Source organism: Streptococcus oralis (genome assembly GCF_003943825.1).
In the GTDB taxonomy this organism is placed as follows: Bacteria; Bacillota; Bacilli; order Lactobacillales; family Streptococcaceae; genus Streptococcus; species Streptococcus oralis_CD.
The window spans coordinates 14,210-30,986 of the sequence record NZ_RJNJ01000013.1 but is presented as its reverse complement, the minus strand read 5'-3'; the positions used below and the strand labels follow the sequence as shown (position 1 = coordinate 30,986).

At 39.4% G+C, this 16,777-nt stretch carries 21 protein-coding genes, 1 tRNA gene and 2 pseudogenes; 5 read left to right on the top strand and 19 right to left on the bottom strand.

The annotated features are described in order from the left end of the window. The 9 genes and pseudogenes from D8863_RS09685 to D8863_RS09645 all read right to left on the bottom strand — a co-directional run. Positions 1 to 261, bottom strand: a pseudogene (locus tag D8863_RS09685) (PoNe immunity protein domain-containing protein); the annotation flags it as partial. Between the two features lie 21 nt (positions 262 to 282). Further along, a complete protein-coding gene (locus D8863_RS09680) occupies positions 283 to 948 on the bottom strand; it encodes a PoNe immunity protein domain-containing protein (protein ID WP_125441789.1) in 666 nt (221 codons plus the stop codon). A 55-nt stretch (positions 949 to 1,003) separates the two neighbouring features. Beyond that, on the bottom strand, positions 1,004 to 1,474 hold the full coding sequence (locus tag D8863_RS09675) for an SMI1/KNR4 family protein (RefSeq protein ID WP_125441788.1): 471 nt from the start codon (positions 1,472 to 1,474) through the stop codon (positions 1,004 to 1,006). A 52-nt stretch (positions 1,475 to 1,526) separates the two neighbouring features. Then, entirely contained in the window at positions 1,527 to 2,189 is a 663-nt protein-coding gene (locus tag D8863_RS11350; protein WP_125441787.1) for an Imm59 family immunity protein, read from the bottom strand. A 3-nt stretch (positions 2,190 to 2,192) separates the two neighbouring features. Then, a complete protein-coding gene (locus tag D8863_RS09665) occupies positions 2,193 to 2,843 on the bottom strand; it encodes an Imm59 family immunity protein (protein WP_125441786.1) in 651 nt (216 codons plus the stop codon). A gap of 15 nt (positions 2,844 to 2,858) precedes the next feature. Next, entirely contained in the window at positions 2,859 to 3,185 is a 327-nt protein-coding gene (locus D8863_RS09660) for an Imm59 family immunity protein (RefSeq protein ID WP_070683301.1), read from the bottom strand. Positions 3,186 to 3,327: 142 nt separating this feature from the next. Next, a complete protein-coding gene (locus D8863_RS09655) occupies positions 3,328 to 3,750 on the bottom strand; it encodes a hypothetical protein (RefSeq protein WP_125441785.1) in 423 nt (140 codons plus the stop codon). Between the two features lie 69 nt (positions 3,751 to 3,819). After that, positions 3,820 to 4,374, bottom strand: coding sequence for a hypothetical protein (locus tag D8863_RS09650; protein WP_125441784.1), 555 nt, complete (start codon positions 4,372 to 4,374; stop codon positions 3,820 to 3,822). Positions 4,375 to 4,394: 20 nt separating this feature from the next. Then, positions 4,395 to 4,628 (bottom strand): Imm74 family immunity protein, encoded by a 234-nt coding sequence (locus D8863_RS09645; protein WP_125441783.1) that lies wholly within the window; start codon positions 4,626 to 4,628, stop codon positions 4,395 to 4,397. Between the two features lie 410 nt (positions 4,629 to 5,038). Here D8863_RS09645 and D8863_RS09640 point away from each other — a divergent pair, with 410 nt between their 5' ends. After that, the gene (locus tag D8863_RS09640; RefSeq protein WP_125441782.1) at positions 5,039 to 5,218 is read left to right on the top strand and encodes a hypothetical protein; all 180 of its coding nucleotides are present in this window, start codon (positions 5,039 to 5,041) and stop codon (positions 5,216 to 5,218) included. A gap of 91 nt (positions 5,219 to 5,309) precedes the next feature. Here the strand turns inward: D8863_RS09640 and D8863_RS09635 are convergent, their stop codons facing one another. Further along, entirely contained in the window at positions 5,310 to 5,450 is a 141-nt protein-coding gene (locus tag D8863_RS09635) for a hypothetical protein (RefSeq protein ID WP_260468706.1), read from the bottom strand. On the opposite strand from D8863_RS09635, the gene D8863_RS09630 reads away from it, so the two are divergent. Continuing rightward, the gene (locus D8863_RS09630) at positions 5,444 to 5,689 is read left to right on the top strand and encodes a tyrosine-type recombinase/integrase (RefSeq protein WP_125441791.1); all 246 of its coding nucleotides are present in this window, start codon (positions 5,444 to 5,446) and stop codon (positions 5,687 to 5,689) included. The two genes, D8863_RS09635 and D8863_RS09630, sit on opposite strands and share 7 nt — an antisense overlap. Positions 5,690 to 5,725: 36 nt before the next feature. Here D8863_RS09630 and D8863_RS09625 read toward each other — a convergent pair. The 6 genes from D8863_RS09625 to D8863_RS09600 all read right to left on the bottom strand — a co-directional run bounded on the left by D8863_RS09625 (position 5,726) and on the right by D8863_RS09600 (position 7,826). Then, a tRNA-Arg gene (locus tag D8863_RS09625) sits at positions 5,726 to 5,797 on the bottom strand. A gap of 41 nt (positions 5,798 to 5,838) precedes the next feature. Further along, entirely contained in the window at positions 5,839 to 6,186 is a 348-nt protein-coding gene (gene rplS, locus D8863_RS09620) for a 50S ribosomal protein L19 (protein ID WP_001068669.1), read from the bottom strand. A 118-nt stretch (positions 6,187 to 6,304) separates the two neighbouring features. Next, positions 6,305 to 6,634 carry a fluoride efflux transporter CrcB gene (crcB, locus tag D8863_RS09615; protein ID WP_125441781.1) on the bottom strand — a complete coding sequence of 110 codons (330 nt, stop codon included), beginning with the start codon at positions 6,632 to 6,634 and terminating at the stop codon, positions 6,305 to 6,307. Beyond that, positions 6,628 to 7,002 (bottom strand): fluoride efflux transporter CrcB, encoded by a 375-nt coding sequence (gene crcB, locus D8863_RS09610; RefSeq protein WP_125441780.1) that lies wholly within the window; start codon positions 7,000 to 7,002, stop codon positions 6,628 to 6,630. The genes crcB (D8863_RS09615) and crcB (D8863_RS09610) overlap by 7 nt, the downstream gene beginning before the upstream one ends. Further along, positions 6,999 to 7,265 (bottom strand): chorismate mutase, encoded by a 267-nt coding sequence (locus tag D8863_RS09605; RefSeq protein ID WP_125441779.1) that lies wholly within the window; start codon positions 7,263 to 7,265, stop codon positions 6,999 to 7,001. The genes crcB (D8863_RS09610) and D8863_RS09605 overlap by 4 nt, the downstream gene beginning before the upstream one ends. Before the next feature lie 117 nt (positions 7,266 to 7,382). Next, positions 7,383 to 7,826 carry a flavodoxin gene (locus tag D8863_RS09600; RefSeq protein ID WP_001162125.1) on the bottom strand — a complete coding sequence of 148 codons (444 nt, stop codon included), beginning with the start codon at positions 7,824 to 7,826 and terminating at the stop codon, positions 7,383 to 7,385. A 103-nt stretch (positions 7,827 to 7,929) separates the two neighbouring features. Between D8863_RS09600 and D8863_RS09595 the strand changes: the two genes are divergently transcribed. The 3 genes from D8863_RS09595 to D8863_RS09585 all read left to right on the top strand — a co-directional run bounded on the left by D8863_RS09595 (position 7,930) and on the right by D8863_RS09585 (position 10,221). Then, positions 7,930 to 8,874 (top strand): DHH family phosphoesterase, encoded by a 945-nt coding sequence (locus D8863_RS09595; RefSeq protein WP_125441778.1) that lies wholly within the window; start codon positions 7,930 to 7,932, stop codon positions 8,872 to 8,874. Positions 8,875 to 8,981: 107 nt separating this feature from the next. Next, complete coding sequence (locus D8863_RS09590) at positions 8,982 to 9,815, top strand: lantibiotic ABC transporter permease (protein ID WP_125441777.1); 834 nt, start codon at positions 8,982 to 8,984, stop codon at positions 9,813 to 9,815. A 163-nt stretch (positions 9,816 to 9,978) separates the two neighbouring features. Further along, complete coding sequence (locus tag D8863_RS09585; protein WP_000710762.1) at positions 9,979 to 10,221, top strand: type B 50S ribosomal protein L31; 243 nt, start codon at positions 9,979 to 9,981, stop codon at positions 10,219 to 10,221. A 115-nt stretch (positions 10,222 to 10,336) separates the two neighbouring features. Here D8863_RS09585 and D8863_RS09580 read toward each other — a convergent pair. From D8863_RS09580 to D8863_RS09570, 3 genes and pseudogenes are all read right to left on the bottom strand, one after another. Continuing rightward, a pseudogene (locus D8863_RS09580) lies at positions 10,337 to 11,670 on the bottom strand (Nramp family divalent metal transporter). Between the two features lie 220 nt (positions 11,671 to 11,890). Then, on the bottom strand, positions 11,891 to 15,067 hold the full coding sequence (gene carB / locus D8863_RS09575; RefSeq protein WP_125441776.1) for a carbamoyl-phosphate synthase large subunit: 3,177 nt from the start codon (positions 15,065 to 15,067) through the stop codon (positions 11,891 to 11,893). Between the two features lie 584 nt (positions 15,068 to 15,651). Next, positions 15,652 to 16,731 (bottom strand): carbamoyl phosphate synthase small subunit, encoded by a 1,080-nt coding sequence (locus D8863_RS09570; protein WP_000166848.1) that lies wholly within the window; start codon positions 16,729 to 16,731, stop codon positions 15,652 to 15,654. Between the last annotated feature and the right edge of the window lie 46 nt (positions 16,732 to 16,777).

Below are 16,777 nucleotides of genomic sequence, written 5' to 3'. Positions count from 1 at the left end.
AAAGGGAACTCCCTCTGAAGCAATAACTTTGAGATGAGACAGAACACCTCGATAATAGGGGAAAATCTCCTCTTTCGAAGCCCCTATAGAATAGGAAAGTTTCACTAGTTCTTCATTATCCAAAACCAAATCTTGATAATGGAACAACAAATACTTCTCCGAAATTTCATCTGTCATCTCGATATCTTCTCTTAAACGTTTTTGTATACGATTCAAACGTTTTTCAAAATACGCTCGATCTTTATGTTTGTCTCTTAACATGTATTAACTCCAATTTTCAGCCTACTCTCCCTGCACTAACAAGTCATATGGGAAGTACTCTAAGTCTTTCAAGCGTTCGTCATAAATTCCTTTGATCTTGCAGGTTGCGGCGGTGTCAAAACTCCAGTAGCCATCATAACCTCTATTGTCATACTTATGTGTTCCATACCAAGGTTCATCCGAGTGGCTATAATACCAGAATCCCTGCGCCTTGGCTACACTCTCATAAGTGTCTTCAATCATATTTTGATACTCTAGAATCGAATGAAAAGGAACTATCTTGTCATGGAATAGATAGGTCATGTAGTATTCAATCAAGCCATCTGTGTGGTCCATCTGCTCATAAATAGCCTTCAAATCATCCAAAAACTCTTCCTTGCGCTCACTGTAGAGAACTCCCAAGGCAAAAATATTAACTGCTAAATCAAATGGGACTCCCTCTGAGGCAATGAGCTTTAAATTAGAAAGAATCCCTTGATAATAAGGGAAAATCTCCTCTTTCGAAGCCCCTATAGAATAGGAAAGTTTCACTAATTCTTCATTATTCAAAACCAAATCTTGGTAATGGAATAACAAATACTTCTCCGAAATTTCATCTGTCATCTCGACATCTTCTCTTAAACGTTTTTGTACACGATTCAAACGTTTTTCAAAATATGCATGATCTTTGTGTTTGTCTCTTAACATGTATTAACTCCTTTTCTAGGGGCGGATAATGCTCTTCTCCGATACCTTTTTTCTATCAATACAGCATCTCTAAAAACTCTGTAAAATTATTTGCTACAAACTCTATAGCAGGCTCCAGCTCGTAGGATTCTTCGTGATACCAGATGCACATGCTTGGATTTTCGGGATTCTCTATATAATTTAGACAAACAAAATCACCTCCGAACAATGCTGCTATGGGGATTAGTTGCATTCCAACATAATCTTCATCAAAGACAATGCGACCTTCCAATTGTGTACTCACAACTCCGATATCATAATCCTCTTCTGCCTTCTCACCTGAAATAGCTAGTATAGCTAAAAAGCGATCGATTACTTTCTCATTATTCCCAAAATGAAAATACCGTTTTGACGGAATCAATCCATTCTCATTCTTTATAAATTCCTTATAATCATCAGGCAGTTTAACCCTCCACGCTACTTCTCTTTCCTGTAATAGCGCATCAGTTGGCAAGGGATAGATCATTGCTTGTTCTTTCTGAGTCATATTTTCTGCTTCTTTCTCTATTTAAAATCTTTATACTACTAGCTCTGAATCATTAATCAGTCTCTTCCTTGTCCCATAATGGAGAGGGGTACATATAACTTCCGCTGTTTACTACATCTCTTCGTCCTTCACGAACTGTAAAATCTAACAGCTTGAAGAATTTCTCTTTTGCTTCCAAAAAATTAGTAAATTCAAATGTTTTTCCCATAATATAAGACCTATCATCTCTACAATTTACCATAAACAGGTTATCCCTAAAGAACAGATGAATCGCGAAAGGAGTAGTATCTTTTTCATTAAATAAAACATAGACTAAAGATTGGTAGTTCTTTTCGCTAATGGATTTTTCAATTATTCTCTTATAGTTTTCAATAATCTCTCTTGAAAGAGTCTCAGAACCGTCCCATAATGGAGAGGAATACATCTTATCCATTCCTTCTTGAACATAATAACGATTAAAAAAAATAGTATCTCCCAAAAATTTTAAAAATTTCTCTTTTGCTTCTGAAAAGTCTGTAAAGTCGAAAATCCCTCCCTTACTTGCTCGATCCATGGTGGCGTAGACATTGTAAACTTGCTTAGAATCGTCAAACTCTATTACAACTTCCCATTCACCAGGACCGTATTCATTAAAGATGGAATACCTCAAACTCTCGTAGCCTAAATCTTGAATGGCTAATAAAAGTTCAGAACGTTCTTTGGCTTCGTCTCTCATATTCTAGTCATCTCCTTTTTCGTCCCATAATGGTGATGAATATTCTACTGGCAATCCTAATTGTATATTCAGTTTATTAGATTCTATAACAAGTTCTAATTTATCAAAAAAATCTTTCTTTGCACTTTCAAAATTATCGTACTCTTTGCTATGTCCAACTATATATGATCGATCATCTCGACCATCAACATAAAATTTTCCATTTTTCTGATAAAGATGAAATGCCCAAGGAAGACGTTTATTTTCGTCAAATAAAACGTAATGTAAGCTCTCAAAATGACGTTTTTTAATTTCTTGCTCAACTATACATCTCATGTTCTCAATGTCAACTTCGATTTTATCCCATAACGGAGAGGGGTATTCAGGAACTTCTCCATTTTCAACGGAAGTTTTATTTTGAAAAACTGTTAACTTTAGATTATGGATAAATTTTTCTTTTGCTTCTTCAAATGTTTTAAACTTAAAAATACTTCCTGTACTTGCTCGGTCCATCGTTGAGTAAACTTCATACAATTCCAATTCTGGATTATAATCTATCCTAGTTTCCCACTCAGAAGGTCTATGTTCATTAAAGATGGAATATCTCAAACTCTCGTAGCCTAAATCATGAATGGCTGACAGCAGTTCTAAACGTTCTTTGACTTCGTCTCTCATCTTTGCTTGATCTCCTTATTTATCCCACAAACTACATGAGTAGTAGGGTGAATCTCCATTCTGTACAAAATATCTGTTCATTTCGATAAAAGACTCCATTAAATTAAGAAATAATTGCTTTGCCTCTTCAAAATTCTCAAACTCCCTTGTTTTCCCCATTATATAGGTCCGGTCGTCCCGACTATTTACCATAAATTTCCCATCTCGATAGAATAGATGGATAGCCCAAAGTTGACTACTATGCTCATCAAACAAAGCATAATAAAGATTTTCAAAGCCTTTTTCTCTAATTTCTTTTTCTACATCTTGTTTTAACAAATCAAACTTTAAATTCTCATTCATAATATTTGTCCCAACTTACAGTTCATCTATACAGAGTTACAACTCCCATCACTTTCACTCAATAATGGAAAACCCTTGATTCTTTTGATATTTTTGATTGAATTTTTCCAGCTGGCTCATGGGGTTTCATTATATCCCTACTTTACTTAAGTGGTGATACATAATCATCTGGAAGTTTGCCCATTGATTCTATCCATTGTTGTTCGGCTTGGGGAATAAGCATTTCAAGTTCTTTATCACTAAAAAGCAACTGATTTTTACGGTTGGAAATCAGCACAATTGGCTTTTTTCTAGCTCTATCTTTTCTAATTTCGTTCTTTTCTTCTTCCGTTGGTGGCCAAGAATCGTGCTTAACTTTGCAAGATATTTCAAGTAGAGTCCGTTTTCCACTCTCTAGTAAGATAAATAATTCTTGTGGTAATTCATAGACAACTAACCAAGAAGCTACGGTTCCCTCTTCTGAAACTAAATAATACTTGTTATCATTTCTCCAGATGGATTTTCCGTAACCTTTTACTTCTTCGAACTGGATAACATCTTCCCATTGTAGTTTTGTTGGTTTCATTTGTATTCTCCCAATGCAATTATCTCTCAGCATAAAATATAATAAAAATCTGTCTTCTATTCCTCTTCCTCAATAAGCTACGCCATCTTTTATCCATTTTCTAGTTTCTAAATCTAAATTAAAATAGAAATCACTTCGACCAGATTTATCAAAACAATCCTCTTTAAGAGCTTCGCATACAATTCTCAGTTTCTTCTTACTTATCTCAGAAATATATAGCATAGTAAATCCTGCAGGAGATTCAATTTGGTCGATTTTCTCACCTTCTAAATTATAAACTTCTAGTTCTGATGGAACGTCAAAATCGCTGGATGAGCGAAATATACTGAAGATACGCTGATATTTAGGGCTAAAGCGAAGATGATGTAAATGTTGAAAAATAACCTGATGCTTCCCATTATGATTCCAATCTAGGGTTCCTTCTAGTAGATTTTGTTTCCCTAACAGTTTTCCTTCTAAACTAAAGTAGAAAATGATTTTGCTTACAAAGTTTTCTCCACTATAAACCATCACCATGTTCTCATCTTTATGATATTCCGCATGAATGATTTCTGGTAATTCTATCTTTATTTCATTGCTATCCCACTCCCATGTGAGCATCTGTTCACTGTAATCAATTTTCATCGCCCTTCTCCTACTCTAACTCAGATAAATTCGATCTGAATTGATTGCTCCGTCATCCTGGAGTTCACTTCCTCGACAAGTTTATCTATCTCGTTCTGTGTGATAAGAATGTGATTGTAAGGTGGCTCCCAATTCTGTATGCTTGACCTATATACAATAAAGCTACCAGCAGTCAACAACTCTCCCTCTGCTTTTAAAACATAACCATTTTCATAGTCAAAAGTAATGTTACCGCTTGTTCCAGAAATTTTCATTCCATTTCCTTCTTTACTCAAACATCATTATTTTTCTCAAAAAACTAAATCCTTATACTCATAATAAGGAGAGAAATTCCCCTTCAAATAAGCACTTATACTTTCTCCTATTATACCACACCTCCATTTTCATCTGAAATGGTTTCTATTTTAAGACAAAAAAAACACTGATCATTCAGTGCTTTTTGATTGAATTACTGCCCCCTGCAAACATAATAGTATATATCAATCTTTCTGATTTGTTGTCATTTATGATTTTTATAAAAAGAAAAACGATTGAAAAATATAAAATAATAATTTTTTTGGGGCAGGTTTAGGGTGAAAATATTTTGAAATAATTTATTAAAACACTTGACACCTCGGTTCTCCGTTATATAATATGATTAAGATAAAAAATTGAGGTAAAGAATATGAGAAAAGTTATTCAAGAATTATTAGACAGTTCTATATCTACTTCTACTATTTCACAAGGTGCTGGAGTTCCATGGACTACTGTTTCTGATCTTAGAAAAGGAAAAACAAGCATGGATAAAATGGCGCTTCTAACGGCAGAAAAGCTCTATGAATTTGCTACAGCTGATAAGCAGTGATTTCGGTCACTGCTTTTATTATTGCAAACGAAAAAACCGCAAGCTATTGCTTGCGGTTTGTGTAATCTAATTTGAAAGTCTTTCTGTTTTTTTATTTTTCTTCTTTTGGTTTGTCAACGACGGTCACCGGACCATCTGGTTCGGTTTTGAATGCTGGTTCTGTATGAAGTTCACCGTTTGCCTTCAGATAGTACCAGCCATCACCAGACTTGATGAATTGCTTAGATAGCAGTCAATAAGACATTAAGAAGAATTGTTGGTAGAAATGTTCATGCTCATTCGCTTAGACATACCTATGCTTCTTTTTTGATTGCAAAGCATATTGAATTACTATCTATTTCAAAAATCCTTGGTCATGAGAATATGAACGTCACCATCGAAGTCTACGCTCATCAATTAAAAGAACTAGAAGAGGCAAGTAACTCAGAAGTAAGAGAGATATTCGCAAATTTAGGGGCGAATTTGGGGTGAAACACCTCAAACACCCAGTAAAATCAATAGTTTCTATGCCCCCTGCCGGAATCGAACCAGCAACTACTCCTTAGGAGGGAGTTGTTATATCCATTGAACTAAGGGAGCTAGAGAAAAACCCTGCTGGGTGAGCAGAGTTTTTAGTCGAATTAACGACGGATTTCTTTGATACGAGCTGCTTTACCTTGAAGAGCACGCAAGTAGTACAATTTCGCACGACGTACTTTACCGTAACGAACAACTTCGATCTTTTCAACACGTGGAGTGTGGATTGGGAAGATACGCTCAACACCTACACCGTTAGAGATTTTACGAACTGTGTAGTTTTCTGAGATGCCAGCACCTTTACGTGCAATAACAACACCTTCAAAAATCTGGATACGTTCACGGTTACCTTCGACAACTTTCGCGTGTACACGAACAGTGTCACCAGGACGGAATGATGGGATATCTGTACGAAGTTGACCTTCAGTCAAGCTTTGGATTAATGGATTCATTTTATTCTCCTATCTTTGTCAATCTTGAGGAACCTTCCTCAGCGGATAAACTGTATTTTTGTGCGTCCATTACACACAAGATACAGTTTACCAAATTTCCACCTAAAAGTAAAGAAATTTATAGCAGAATTCCTAAAAAAATCGCTAGAAAACCGCCTATATAAGTTAAGAGAAAGTAGCTATAAAACACCTTCTTGTCACTTAACAGTTTTTGCAGCTCGTCATTCAGAGTTGAAAAGGTCGTCAACCCACCAAAGAAACCTGTCGCTAGGATAGCATAGACTTCCTTGGACTCCACATGGTTGTAGAGCAAGCCGATCAAAAAACATCCTAGAAGATTGGCTATGAGAGTTCCCAATGGCAATTTAGAAGCTTGATTATAGCGGGAAAAGAAATAACGCACCAGGGCTCCAAGCCCGCAGGCGATTGCAAGATAAACGATTACCATTTCTTCCTCCCTAGAACATAAGCCAAGAGTAGACCTCCACCAATGCTCAAAAATAAGTAGATGCCTAAGCTAAGATAACGCCCGGTATCAAGCAGTTTTACTGCATCAAGCATTAGGCTAGAAAAGGTTGTCAGGCCACCACAAAATCCTGTCCCCAGCGCCAAAACCAAGCCTTTACTAGTTCCCTTATGGGCCAGATAGCCTTTTACCAGATAGATCAGGCAGAATATTCCCAGATAATTGACGAGAAGGGTTCCCCAAGGAAAGTCTGGGCTAGCTGGTAACCAAGTGGAAATGAGATAGCGGACAAGGCCTCCCACCATTGCAGCTAGAAAAATCCCTAGCGGATAAAATTGTTCTTTTTTCATTTAATGTTTTGATCCTGATAATCACGCGAACGTTTGAGAATATCTGAAAAAGTCGCAACAATGGTCTCCTGATAGCGCTTATCTTCTACTCGATTTCTGACTTTTTCAAAAATGATTTCTTCTCGCTTGGTATCTAAGATTGGCTTACCAGATGCTTTCTTATAAGCGACAACCCCTTCAACTAAGTGCATCCGTTCTTCTAGGAGCTTAACGATTTGGTCGTCGATTTGATCAATTTCTTGCCGAATCATATCTAAGTTCATACAGTCTCCTCCTTTATTTGAATTATTGTATCAAAAAGCTACCAAATAGGCTAGTAAAATCCCAAAATAACTAATAAAAAAACGCACTGACTTCTTCCAGTCAGCGCAATTTGATTCTTATCCTACTTTTGCAGCCAATTCTTCTGCGAATTGTTCCAAACGCTCGATGTCTTCTTCTTCAGCAGAAAGGTCCACTTTAACACACTCTGAACCTTTTTCTGCTCCTGTCGCTACAAAAACGCGATCAAAGTCATCAACAGCCTTACAGAATTCGTCGTAGAAGGTATCACCTGATCCAACAACCCCGTAGATTTTGCCATTCAAGTTGAGATCTGCTAGGTCTTCGTAGAAGTCCATCATCTCATCTGGCAATTCTCCATCACCGTAAGTATAAGTCGCAACGATTGCGATGTCTGCCTCCAAGAAGTCTGAAGCGTCAACAGTCGTACATTCATCCACATCGACATCCAAGCCCAAGTCACGCAATTTGTCTGCTACAATATCTGCAATTTCTTCGGTATTACCGGTCATACTGGCAAATACAATTTTTGCTAATGCCATATCGTCCTCCTCAATTTATCTTTCTCCATTATATCATATCTTTTTCATTTTAAAAATAAAAATTCTTGTGCTACAATGAAATGAGAAAGAATTGAGGTTATTTATGGAAATTTGCCAGCAAATATTAGAGAAAATCAAAGAATACGATACCATTATCATTCACCGTCATATGAAACCAGATCCAGATGCCTTAGGGAGTCAAGTGGGCTTGAAAGCTCTTCTCACACACCATTTTCCAGAAAAGACCATCAAAGCCGTCGGTTATAACGAACCTACTTTGACTTGGATGGCGGAAATGGATAGTGTCCAAGACAGTGACTACAAAGGAGCTCTTGCTATTATTTGTGATACAGCAAATCGTCCTCGTATCGATGATAAACGCTACGAACAAGCTGCTTTCACCATCAAAATCGATCACCATCCAAATGATGATATCTACGGTGACCTATCTTGGGTGGATACAAGTTCAAGCAGTGCCAGTGAGATGATTGCATTATTTGCTCAAGAAAATCAGCTAGCTTTGTCTAGTGAAGCGGCACGACTTCTCTATGCAGGAATTGTCGGGGACACAGGACGTTTTCTCTACCCGTCAACTAGTGCCCGTACCTTTAGAATAGCTGCCCAGCTCCGAGAAATTGATTTTGACTTTGCTGGATTGTCTCGTCAAATGGATACCATGAGCTTCAAGATTGCAAAACTGCAAGGGTATGTCTATGATCACTTAGAAGTTGATAAAAACGGTGCTGCACGCGTTCTACTTACTCAAGATATCTTGAAAAAATATAAGGTTACAGATGCTGAAACAGCGGCAATTGTCGGAGCACCTGGTCGAATTGATACTGTTAAGGCTTGGGCTATCTTTGTTGAGCAAGCTGATGGTCACTTCCGTGTGCGAATGCGCAGTAAAATCATCCCTATCAATGAAATTGCTAAACGACACGATGGAGGAGGGCATCCATTAGCCAGTGGCGCCAATTCCTATAGTCTAGAAGAAAATGAACAAATATATAAAGAACTGAAAGAGGCTCTACAGATTCACCAAGGCTAAGAAAGAATTTTCTTGGCCTTTTATATGCTAGATTCTTAAAATATACGGTTTCTTTGTACCTCAGTTTATGGTATAATAAATCAAACTGAATAAAAGGAGACATAATAATGGAAAAAAATCGTTTGTATATTCTCATTTCTGCTGGAGTAGCCATTCTTGGTTCACTCTTGCCATGGGCTAGTTTAAATGCAGGTTCTTTTGGGTCTTATAGCGTGAATGGTTACCAAGGAGATGGGTGGTTTGTCATTATCGCTGCTATTGTATCTATTGTTCTTGCGTGCTTGAATAATATGAATAAAGCAATGTCTAAAGGGTTCTCAATTGGTGTCATTGTTGCAGGTGCAATTGCAACTCTTGTCACACTAAATAGTCTCTTTAATGTAAATAAATACATGTCTAACTTTGGTGGATATGGCATTTCAATCGGCTTTGGTTTGATTTTGGCTATTCTTGCTAGCATTGCACTTGTTGTAACTGGTCTCTTGGCAATGTCAGGTGGTAAAATTACAAAAGAGTCATTTACTGAATTAGCTGAATCTGGTAAAGATTTTGCTCAGACTGTCGGACGTGTAACAAGCTCTACCGTTAAAACTGCAGTAGAAGAAATCAAAAAAGAATCTCAAGAACGTAAAAAAGAAGAAACTACAGCTGAAAAAACAGAGACAGCTAAAGAGGAAACCGAGCAAACAGAAGAAGCTAAGGAACCAGCTAATGTGGAAGCTGAATCAGCAGCAGAAAACGCAGAACCAGTAAAAGAAGAAACTACTGAATCTGAATCTGAAACAAAAACAGAAGCTGAGCCAGTAGCCGAACCAACAGAAACAGAGGCTGAAGCTGAAACTGAAAAAGAGGCTAAATCAGCAGAAGAAAACACAAAACCAGTAAAAGAAACAGAAGTAAAAAATCAACAAGAAGAAAAAGCTCCAAATCAAGAGAACTAATCATTCTTCTACCCTCACTCCAGTAAACACTGGAGTGATTTTTTATCAAGATTTTTAATAAAATCAGGGAAAAGACTTGCCAAACTTATCAGAATCTGATAGACTAGTATGGTAACAATCTATGGCTCGCAAAGAGACCATGGCAGAAAGGAAATATTGCAAAATGAAAAAAGATATCCATCCAGAATATCGCCCAGTTGTCTTCATGGATACAACTACTGGTTACAAATTCCTTAGCGGTTCAACAAAACGCTCTAACGAAACTGTTGAGTTCGAAGGCGAAACTTACCCATTGATCCGTGTGGAAATTTCATCAGACTCACACCCATTCTACACTGGACGTCAAAAGTTCACTCAAGCAGATGGACGCGTGGATCGTTTCAACAAAAAATACGGTCTCAAATAATCAAAAAAAGAACAGTTACCACTGTTCTTTTTTTGTACTTCTTTTTATGAACCAATCACTACTACTTTCTATTTGTCAACCTTCACGCTGATACTATAATTGATGTCAAACGAGGTTAAAAAATATCGAAAAGAAGCTTGATATTTAGAATGGTCAAGATGATTGAAACTGCGTAACCTAGGATTGTGTTCCACTTGGCATTGGTGAATTCTCCCATCAGTGACTTCTTAGAGGTCAGATAAATTAAGGGGAAGATTGAAAACGGAAGAGCAATTGACAAAAAGACCTGTGAATAGACCAATAACTGATCCAAGGTTTTTTCTTGATATCCAAACAAAACGGCAACAACAATCACAGGAAGCAATGCAAAAATACGGGTACCGATACGGATAATCCACTGAGGCAATTTCAGATGCAAGAAGCCTTCCATGACAATCTGTCCTGTCAAAGTACCTGTAATGGTCGAATTTTGACCACTTGCTAAAAGGGCTAAAGCAAACAAAGTTGACAGAGTTGAACTAGCTATCGCTCCTGCTATTGTCGAATCCTGTAAAGCATTGTACATTTGGGAGAATGCTGAAATTTCAGATGCATGACCAAAAAAGAGAGAGGCCCCTAAAATAAGAAGCAAGGAATTGACAATAAAGGCTAGGGACAACTGAAGATTTGAATCCCAGGTCATAAAACGCACGGCTTTTCGAACATCCTTCTTATCTTTGTGATTGATTTTCCTTGTCTGGATAGAGAGGAATGAAGATAGAGATTATGGGGCATGACTGTCGCTCCCACAATTCCTAGAGCCAAGGTCAATTGACTTTCATGACCCGGTAACGGTGTTTCAAATAAAGTTGAAGTTGGCAAATAACCACCAATGATCCCCTGGATACTTGGATTGGATAAGGCCACAAGATAGGTAAAGATAGCTAATATGGTTAAAATAAGGGTCGTAACAATAGCTTCAATTTTTTTGAAACCAAATTTCATCAACAACAACAAAAGAAACACATCTAAAACGGTTAAGAGGATAGCAATCATAATCGGTATTTTAAACAAAAGATTTAAGGCAATCGCTGAACCTAGAACCTCAGCCAAGTCTGTCGCCATTAAAGCTAATTCTAAAATCACCCACAAACTATAGCGAAGCCACTTGGGAGCATGATGAGCTGTGGCCTGCGCTAGGTCCATCCTAGTCACGATACCGAGCTTCCCAGCCATCTGTTGTAGTTGCATAGCAATGATGGATGAAATTAAAATAACAAATAAAAGGCTGTACTTGTAGGAGGCGCCACCAACCACACTGGTAATCCAATTTCCAGGATCCATGTAGCCAACTGCCACAAGTGCACCAGGTCCTAAGAATGCTTTTAGATTTTGCCAAAAATGATTGTTATTTGGAGTCTCAATAGATTGATTGATCTCAGAAAGAGAGACTTTTTCATAAGAGGACATAGGGATTTCCCACTTTCTAATCTGTCTTTACATATTTCTTAATAGAATATTTTTTGAAAGAATGATGAAAATAGTTTACCTATTTCCAATTCACCCTTATTATATCACATTTTGGAATGATTCCTAAGAAAAGAAATGATAGTTGAAATAAGCAATATCAGTATTATAAAAGCCAGCGTTTTCTGACGCTGGCTTTAAAACTGTGAAAAATCTTTCTCAACTAGATCGCTTCTGTGACAAAACTACGGCTTTCTAGCACCTTGAGCATGGCATCTGCTGTGTCTAGGGCTGTAAAGAGTGGCACACCGTGTTCAATAGCCGAACGGCGAATTTGCTCACCATCTTCGTCAGCAGTTCGTTTGGTTCCAACAGTATTGATGATCGCTTGGATTTTTCCTTTACGGACATAGCTTGGGATATCCTGTTCATCGTCACCAATCTTACCAACAGGTTGGGCTTCGAGTCCATGACTGGCAAAGAAGGCTGCTGTCCCTTCTGTCGCGAGGATACCATAACCGATATTTTGGAAACGACGAGCCAAGTCCAAGGCTTCATCTTTGGCATCATCAGCAATGGTAAAGACAACATTCCCAAAGGTTGGCAAGTGTAGGTAGGAAGCTTCAAAAGCCTTGTAGAGAGCTTTTTCAAGAGTAGTATCAGAACCCATAACTTCCCCTGTTGACTTCATTTCAGGCCCGAGCAAGCTGTCTACCTTAGCTAGTTTCGTAAAGGAGAAGACTGGTGCCTTGATATGAACGCGAGTGCTTTCTGGATAAAGTCCATCTTGGTAACCCAGTTCTTTAAGACTTTGACCAAGAATGAGCTTAGTCGCTACCTGAGCCATAGGAATATTGGTTACCTTAGAAAGGAATGGCACCGTACGGCTGGCACGTGGATTGACCTCAATAACATAGACTTTCTCATCCTTGATGACAAACTGGATGTTCATCATCCCAAGACAATTAAGACCGATTGCTAGGCGTTTGGTGTAGTCTGCGATAGTTTCCTGAACCTTTTGAGACAAGGTTTGTGGAGGATAAACGGCCATTGAGTCACCTGAGTGGACACCGGCACGTTCGATATGTTCCATGATACCAGGGATGAGAACATTTTCCCCGTCTGAGATGGCATCGACTTCACACTCTTGCCCAACGATGTAAGAATCGACAAGGACTGGATGGTCTGGACTAGCCTTAACAGCGGTACGCATGTAAGAACGAAGGTCTTTTTCGTTTTCTACGATTTCCATAGCACGTCCACCCAAGACATAAGATGGACGAACGAGAACTGGGAAACCAATCTTGCGAGCAGCAAGCACAGCTTCTTCTTCATTGGTAGCCGTTTGACCTGGTGGCTGTGGAATATCCAAGTCTTTAAGGGCTTGCTCAAAGAGGTCACGGTCTTCGGCACGGTCCAAGTCAGCTACTTGGGTACCAAGAATGGTCACACCTGCTTTTGCCAGGGGCTCTGCAAGGTTGATAGCTGTTTGACCACCAAACTGCACGATAACGCCTTTTGGTTGCTCCAAATCAATGACATTCATGACATCTTCGAATGTCAATGGTTCAAAGTAAAGTTTGTCTGATACCGAGAAGTCGGTAGAAACGGTCTCTGGATTTGAGTTCATGATGATCGCTTCATAACCAGCAGCCTGAATCGCCTTAACAGAGTGAACGGTTGCGTAGTCAAACTCAACCCCTTGTCCGATACGGATTGGACCTGAACCTAGGACAAGTACAGATTCCTTGTCAGACTTGATAGACTCGTTTTCCCAACCATAGGTTGAATAGAAATATGGTGTTTCAGAGTCGAATTCTGCCGCACAGGTATCGACCATCTTGTAAACTGGGACAATCTTGTTTTCCAAACGAAGTTGGCGAACTTGGTCAGCTGTCGTTTCCCAAAGCTCCGCAATCTTGCGGTCTGAGAAACCATTAAGTTTAGCAGTTTTCAAGACTTCTAGATCTTGTGGATGGGCACCCAATTCTTGCTCAATTTCAAAGATGTGCAAAAGTTTATCCAGATAGAAGATATCAATCTTAGTCAATTCAGCAATTTCTTCTGGAGTGTAACCACGGCGAATAGCCTCTGATACATAGAAGAGACGGTCATCTTGGGCTTTCACAACCTTTTCAATCAAGGCATCATCCGAAACAGATGCTAGTTCAGGCATTTCATTGTGGTGAACCCCAATTTCAAGTGAACGACAAGCTTTAAGAAGTGACTCCTCGATGTTACGACCGATAGCCATGACTTCTCCAGTTGCCTTCATCTGAGTACCAAGACGACGCTCACCCTTTTCAAACTTGTCAAATGGGAAACGTGGAATTTTCGCAACCACGTAGTCAAGGGCTGGTTCAAACATGGCATAGGTTGAACCTGTAACTGGGTTGATGACCTCATCCAGGGTTAAACCAACTGCAATCTTGGCAGCCAATTTGGCAATCGGATAACCAGTTGCCTTAGAAGCAAGCGCTGACGAACGCGATACACGAGGGTTTACTTCGATAACATAGTACTTGAAGCTATGTGGATCAAGGGCTAGCTGAACGTTACACCCACCTTCAATCTTGAGGGCACGAATAATGCTCAAGCTCGCGTCACGTAGCATTTGGTTTTCATAGTCTGACATGGTTTGCGCAGGAGCAAATACGATGGAATCCCCTGTGTGAATCCCAACGGGGTCAAAGTTTTCCATGTTACAAACAACGAGGGCATTGTCAGCTGAATCGCGCATGACTTCGTACTCGATTTCTTTGAAACCTGCGATTGAACGTTCAATCAAACATTGGGTAACAGGTGACAGTTTCAACCCATTTTCAGCGATTTCACGCAATTCTTCCTCGTTGGCACACATACCACCACCAGTACCACCAAGTGTGAAAGCTGGACGAACGATAACTGGGTAGCTGATTGATGTCGCAAAGGCAACAGCTTCTTCCACTGTGTTGACAATTTCAGATTCTGGAATTGGCTGCTCAAGCTCTTCCATCAATTGTTTAAAGAGGTCACGGTCCTCTGCTTGGTCGATGGCAGACAATTTAGTACCTAGAAGTTCGACACCGAGCTCATCTAGGATACCATTCTTAGACAATTCCATGGCCATATTGAGCCCTGTCTGACCTCCAAGAGTTGGAAGCAAAGCATCTGGACGTTCCTTACGGAGAATACGTGTCACAAACTCGAGTGTGATCGGTTCGATGTAGACCTTGTCCGCAATCTCCTTGTCCGTCATGATGGTGGCAGGGTTTGAGTTCACCAAGACAACTTCATAACCTTCCTCTTTCAAAGACAAGCAGGCCTGGGTCCCCGCGTAGTCAAACTCAGCAGCCTGACCAATAATAATCGGACCAGAACCAATCACCATAATTTTTTGAATATCAGTACGTTTAGGCATTTATAAGATATTAAGGGCGTCAAGCGGACAAAGCTAAAATAGGAGTTATGACGAAGAACTGTCAGTTCTAGGAATAACTATCTTTTTAGCACCGTCCGTAGCCCGTATTCAGTTCAGCAAATACGGATTGCCCTTCTCCTTTCTATTCGGCAACTCTCTGGTTGCCATTAAATAAATTCTCCGACGATTTTTTAGAGAAACGATATTTTTCGATAAAAAATCTAGTGCAGGGAGTTTTTAGTTCGCCTGATAGCGACTAAAAGAAACGACCTGCCTTTCTATTCGTCGCCTCACAGAGCGACATTAAATAAATTCTCCGACGATTTTTTAGAGAAACGATATTTTTCGATAAAAAATCTAGTGCAGGGAGTTTTTAGTTCGCCCAATAGCGACTAAAAGAAACGACCTGCCTTTCTATTCGGCAACTCTCTGGTTGCCATTAAATAAGATACAAAGGACGAATAGAAAGCGATTGAATTTTAGGAAACCAAGGAAGGATTGACAATCCAAGTTGGTTTCTCTAAATTCCGAGCTTTCCGTCCGTGTTCAGTTACATAAATTCTCCGACGAGCTTTTGCTCGTTCTTAATTTGATTGTTTAAAGGCTTCCATCATCTCAATAAACTCGTCAAATAGGTAGCTAGCGTCGTGTGGACCAGGAGCTGCGTCTGGGTGGAATTGTACAGAGAAACCTGGTTGGTATCTGTGGCGAACTCCTTCAACTGACTTGTCATTGATTTCTTCGTGGGTGATGATCAAGTGCTCTGGCAAATCCTCACGGCTGACTGCATAACCATGGTTCTGACTGGTAAAGTCTACGCGTCCTGTTGCAATTTCACGTACTGCGTGGTTAAATCCGCGGTGACCAAATTTCATCTTGTAGGTCTTAGCCCCATTTGCCATGGCAAAAAGTTGGTGTCCCATACAAATACCGAAAATTGGAATTTTTCCTTGCACACCACGAATCATGTCCAGTGCTTCTGGAACGTCTTCTGGGTTACCTGGACCATTTGACAACATAACTCCATCTGGATTTAGGTGGAGAATTTCTTCCGCTGTTGTTGAATACGGAACAACCGTAACGTTACAGTTACGCTTAGAAAGTTCACGTAGGATTGAGTGCTTGAGACCAAAGTCTACTAAGACCACACTCAAACCAACACCTGGAGCTGGATAGGAAGTTTTAGTAGAAACCTGCTTGATATTGTCTGTCGGCAAGACTGTTGCTTGGAGCTGGTCCGTCACATGGTCCATACTGTCTCCAACATGGGTCAAGGTTGCACGCATCGTACCATGCTTACGGATAATCTTGGTAAGTGCACGCGTATCAATCCCTGAGATACCTGGAATTTTCTTGGCTTTCAAAAATTCATCCAAGGTCATTTGGTTGCGCCAGTTGCTAGCTCGACGCGCCTCTTCGAAAACGACAACTCCCTTACAAGTTGGAATGATGGATTCATAATCATCACGGTTAATTCCATAATTTCCCACCAAAGGATAAGTGAAAGTCAAGATTTGTCCATTATAAGACTGGTCTGTAATGGATTCTTGGTAGCCGGTCATCCCTGTGTTAAAGACGATCTCACCTGTTACATCAATATCTGCTCCGAAGGCCTTGCCTTCAAAAACTGTGCCATCTTCTAATACTAGAAGTCTTTTTGTCATATTTTCACCTCTCGTGGACGCTCACTGGCGTCTTTTAACGTCTTGT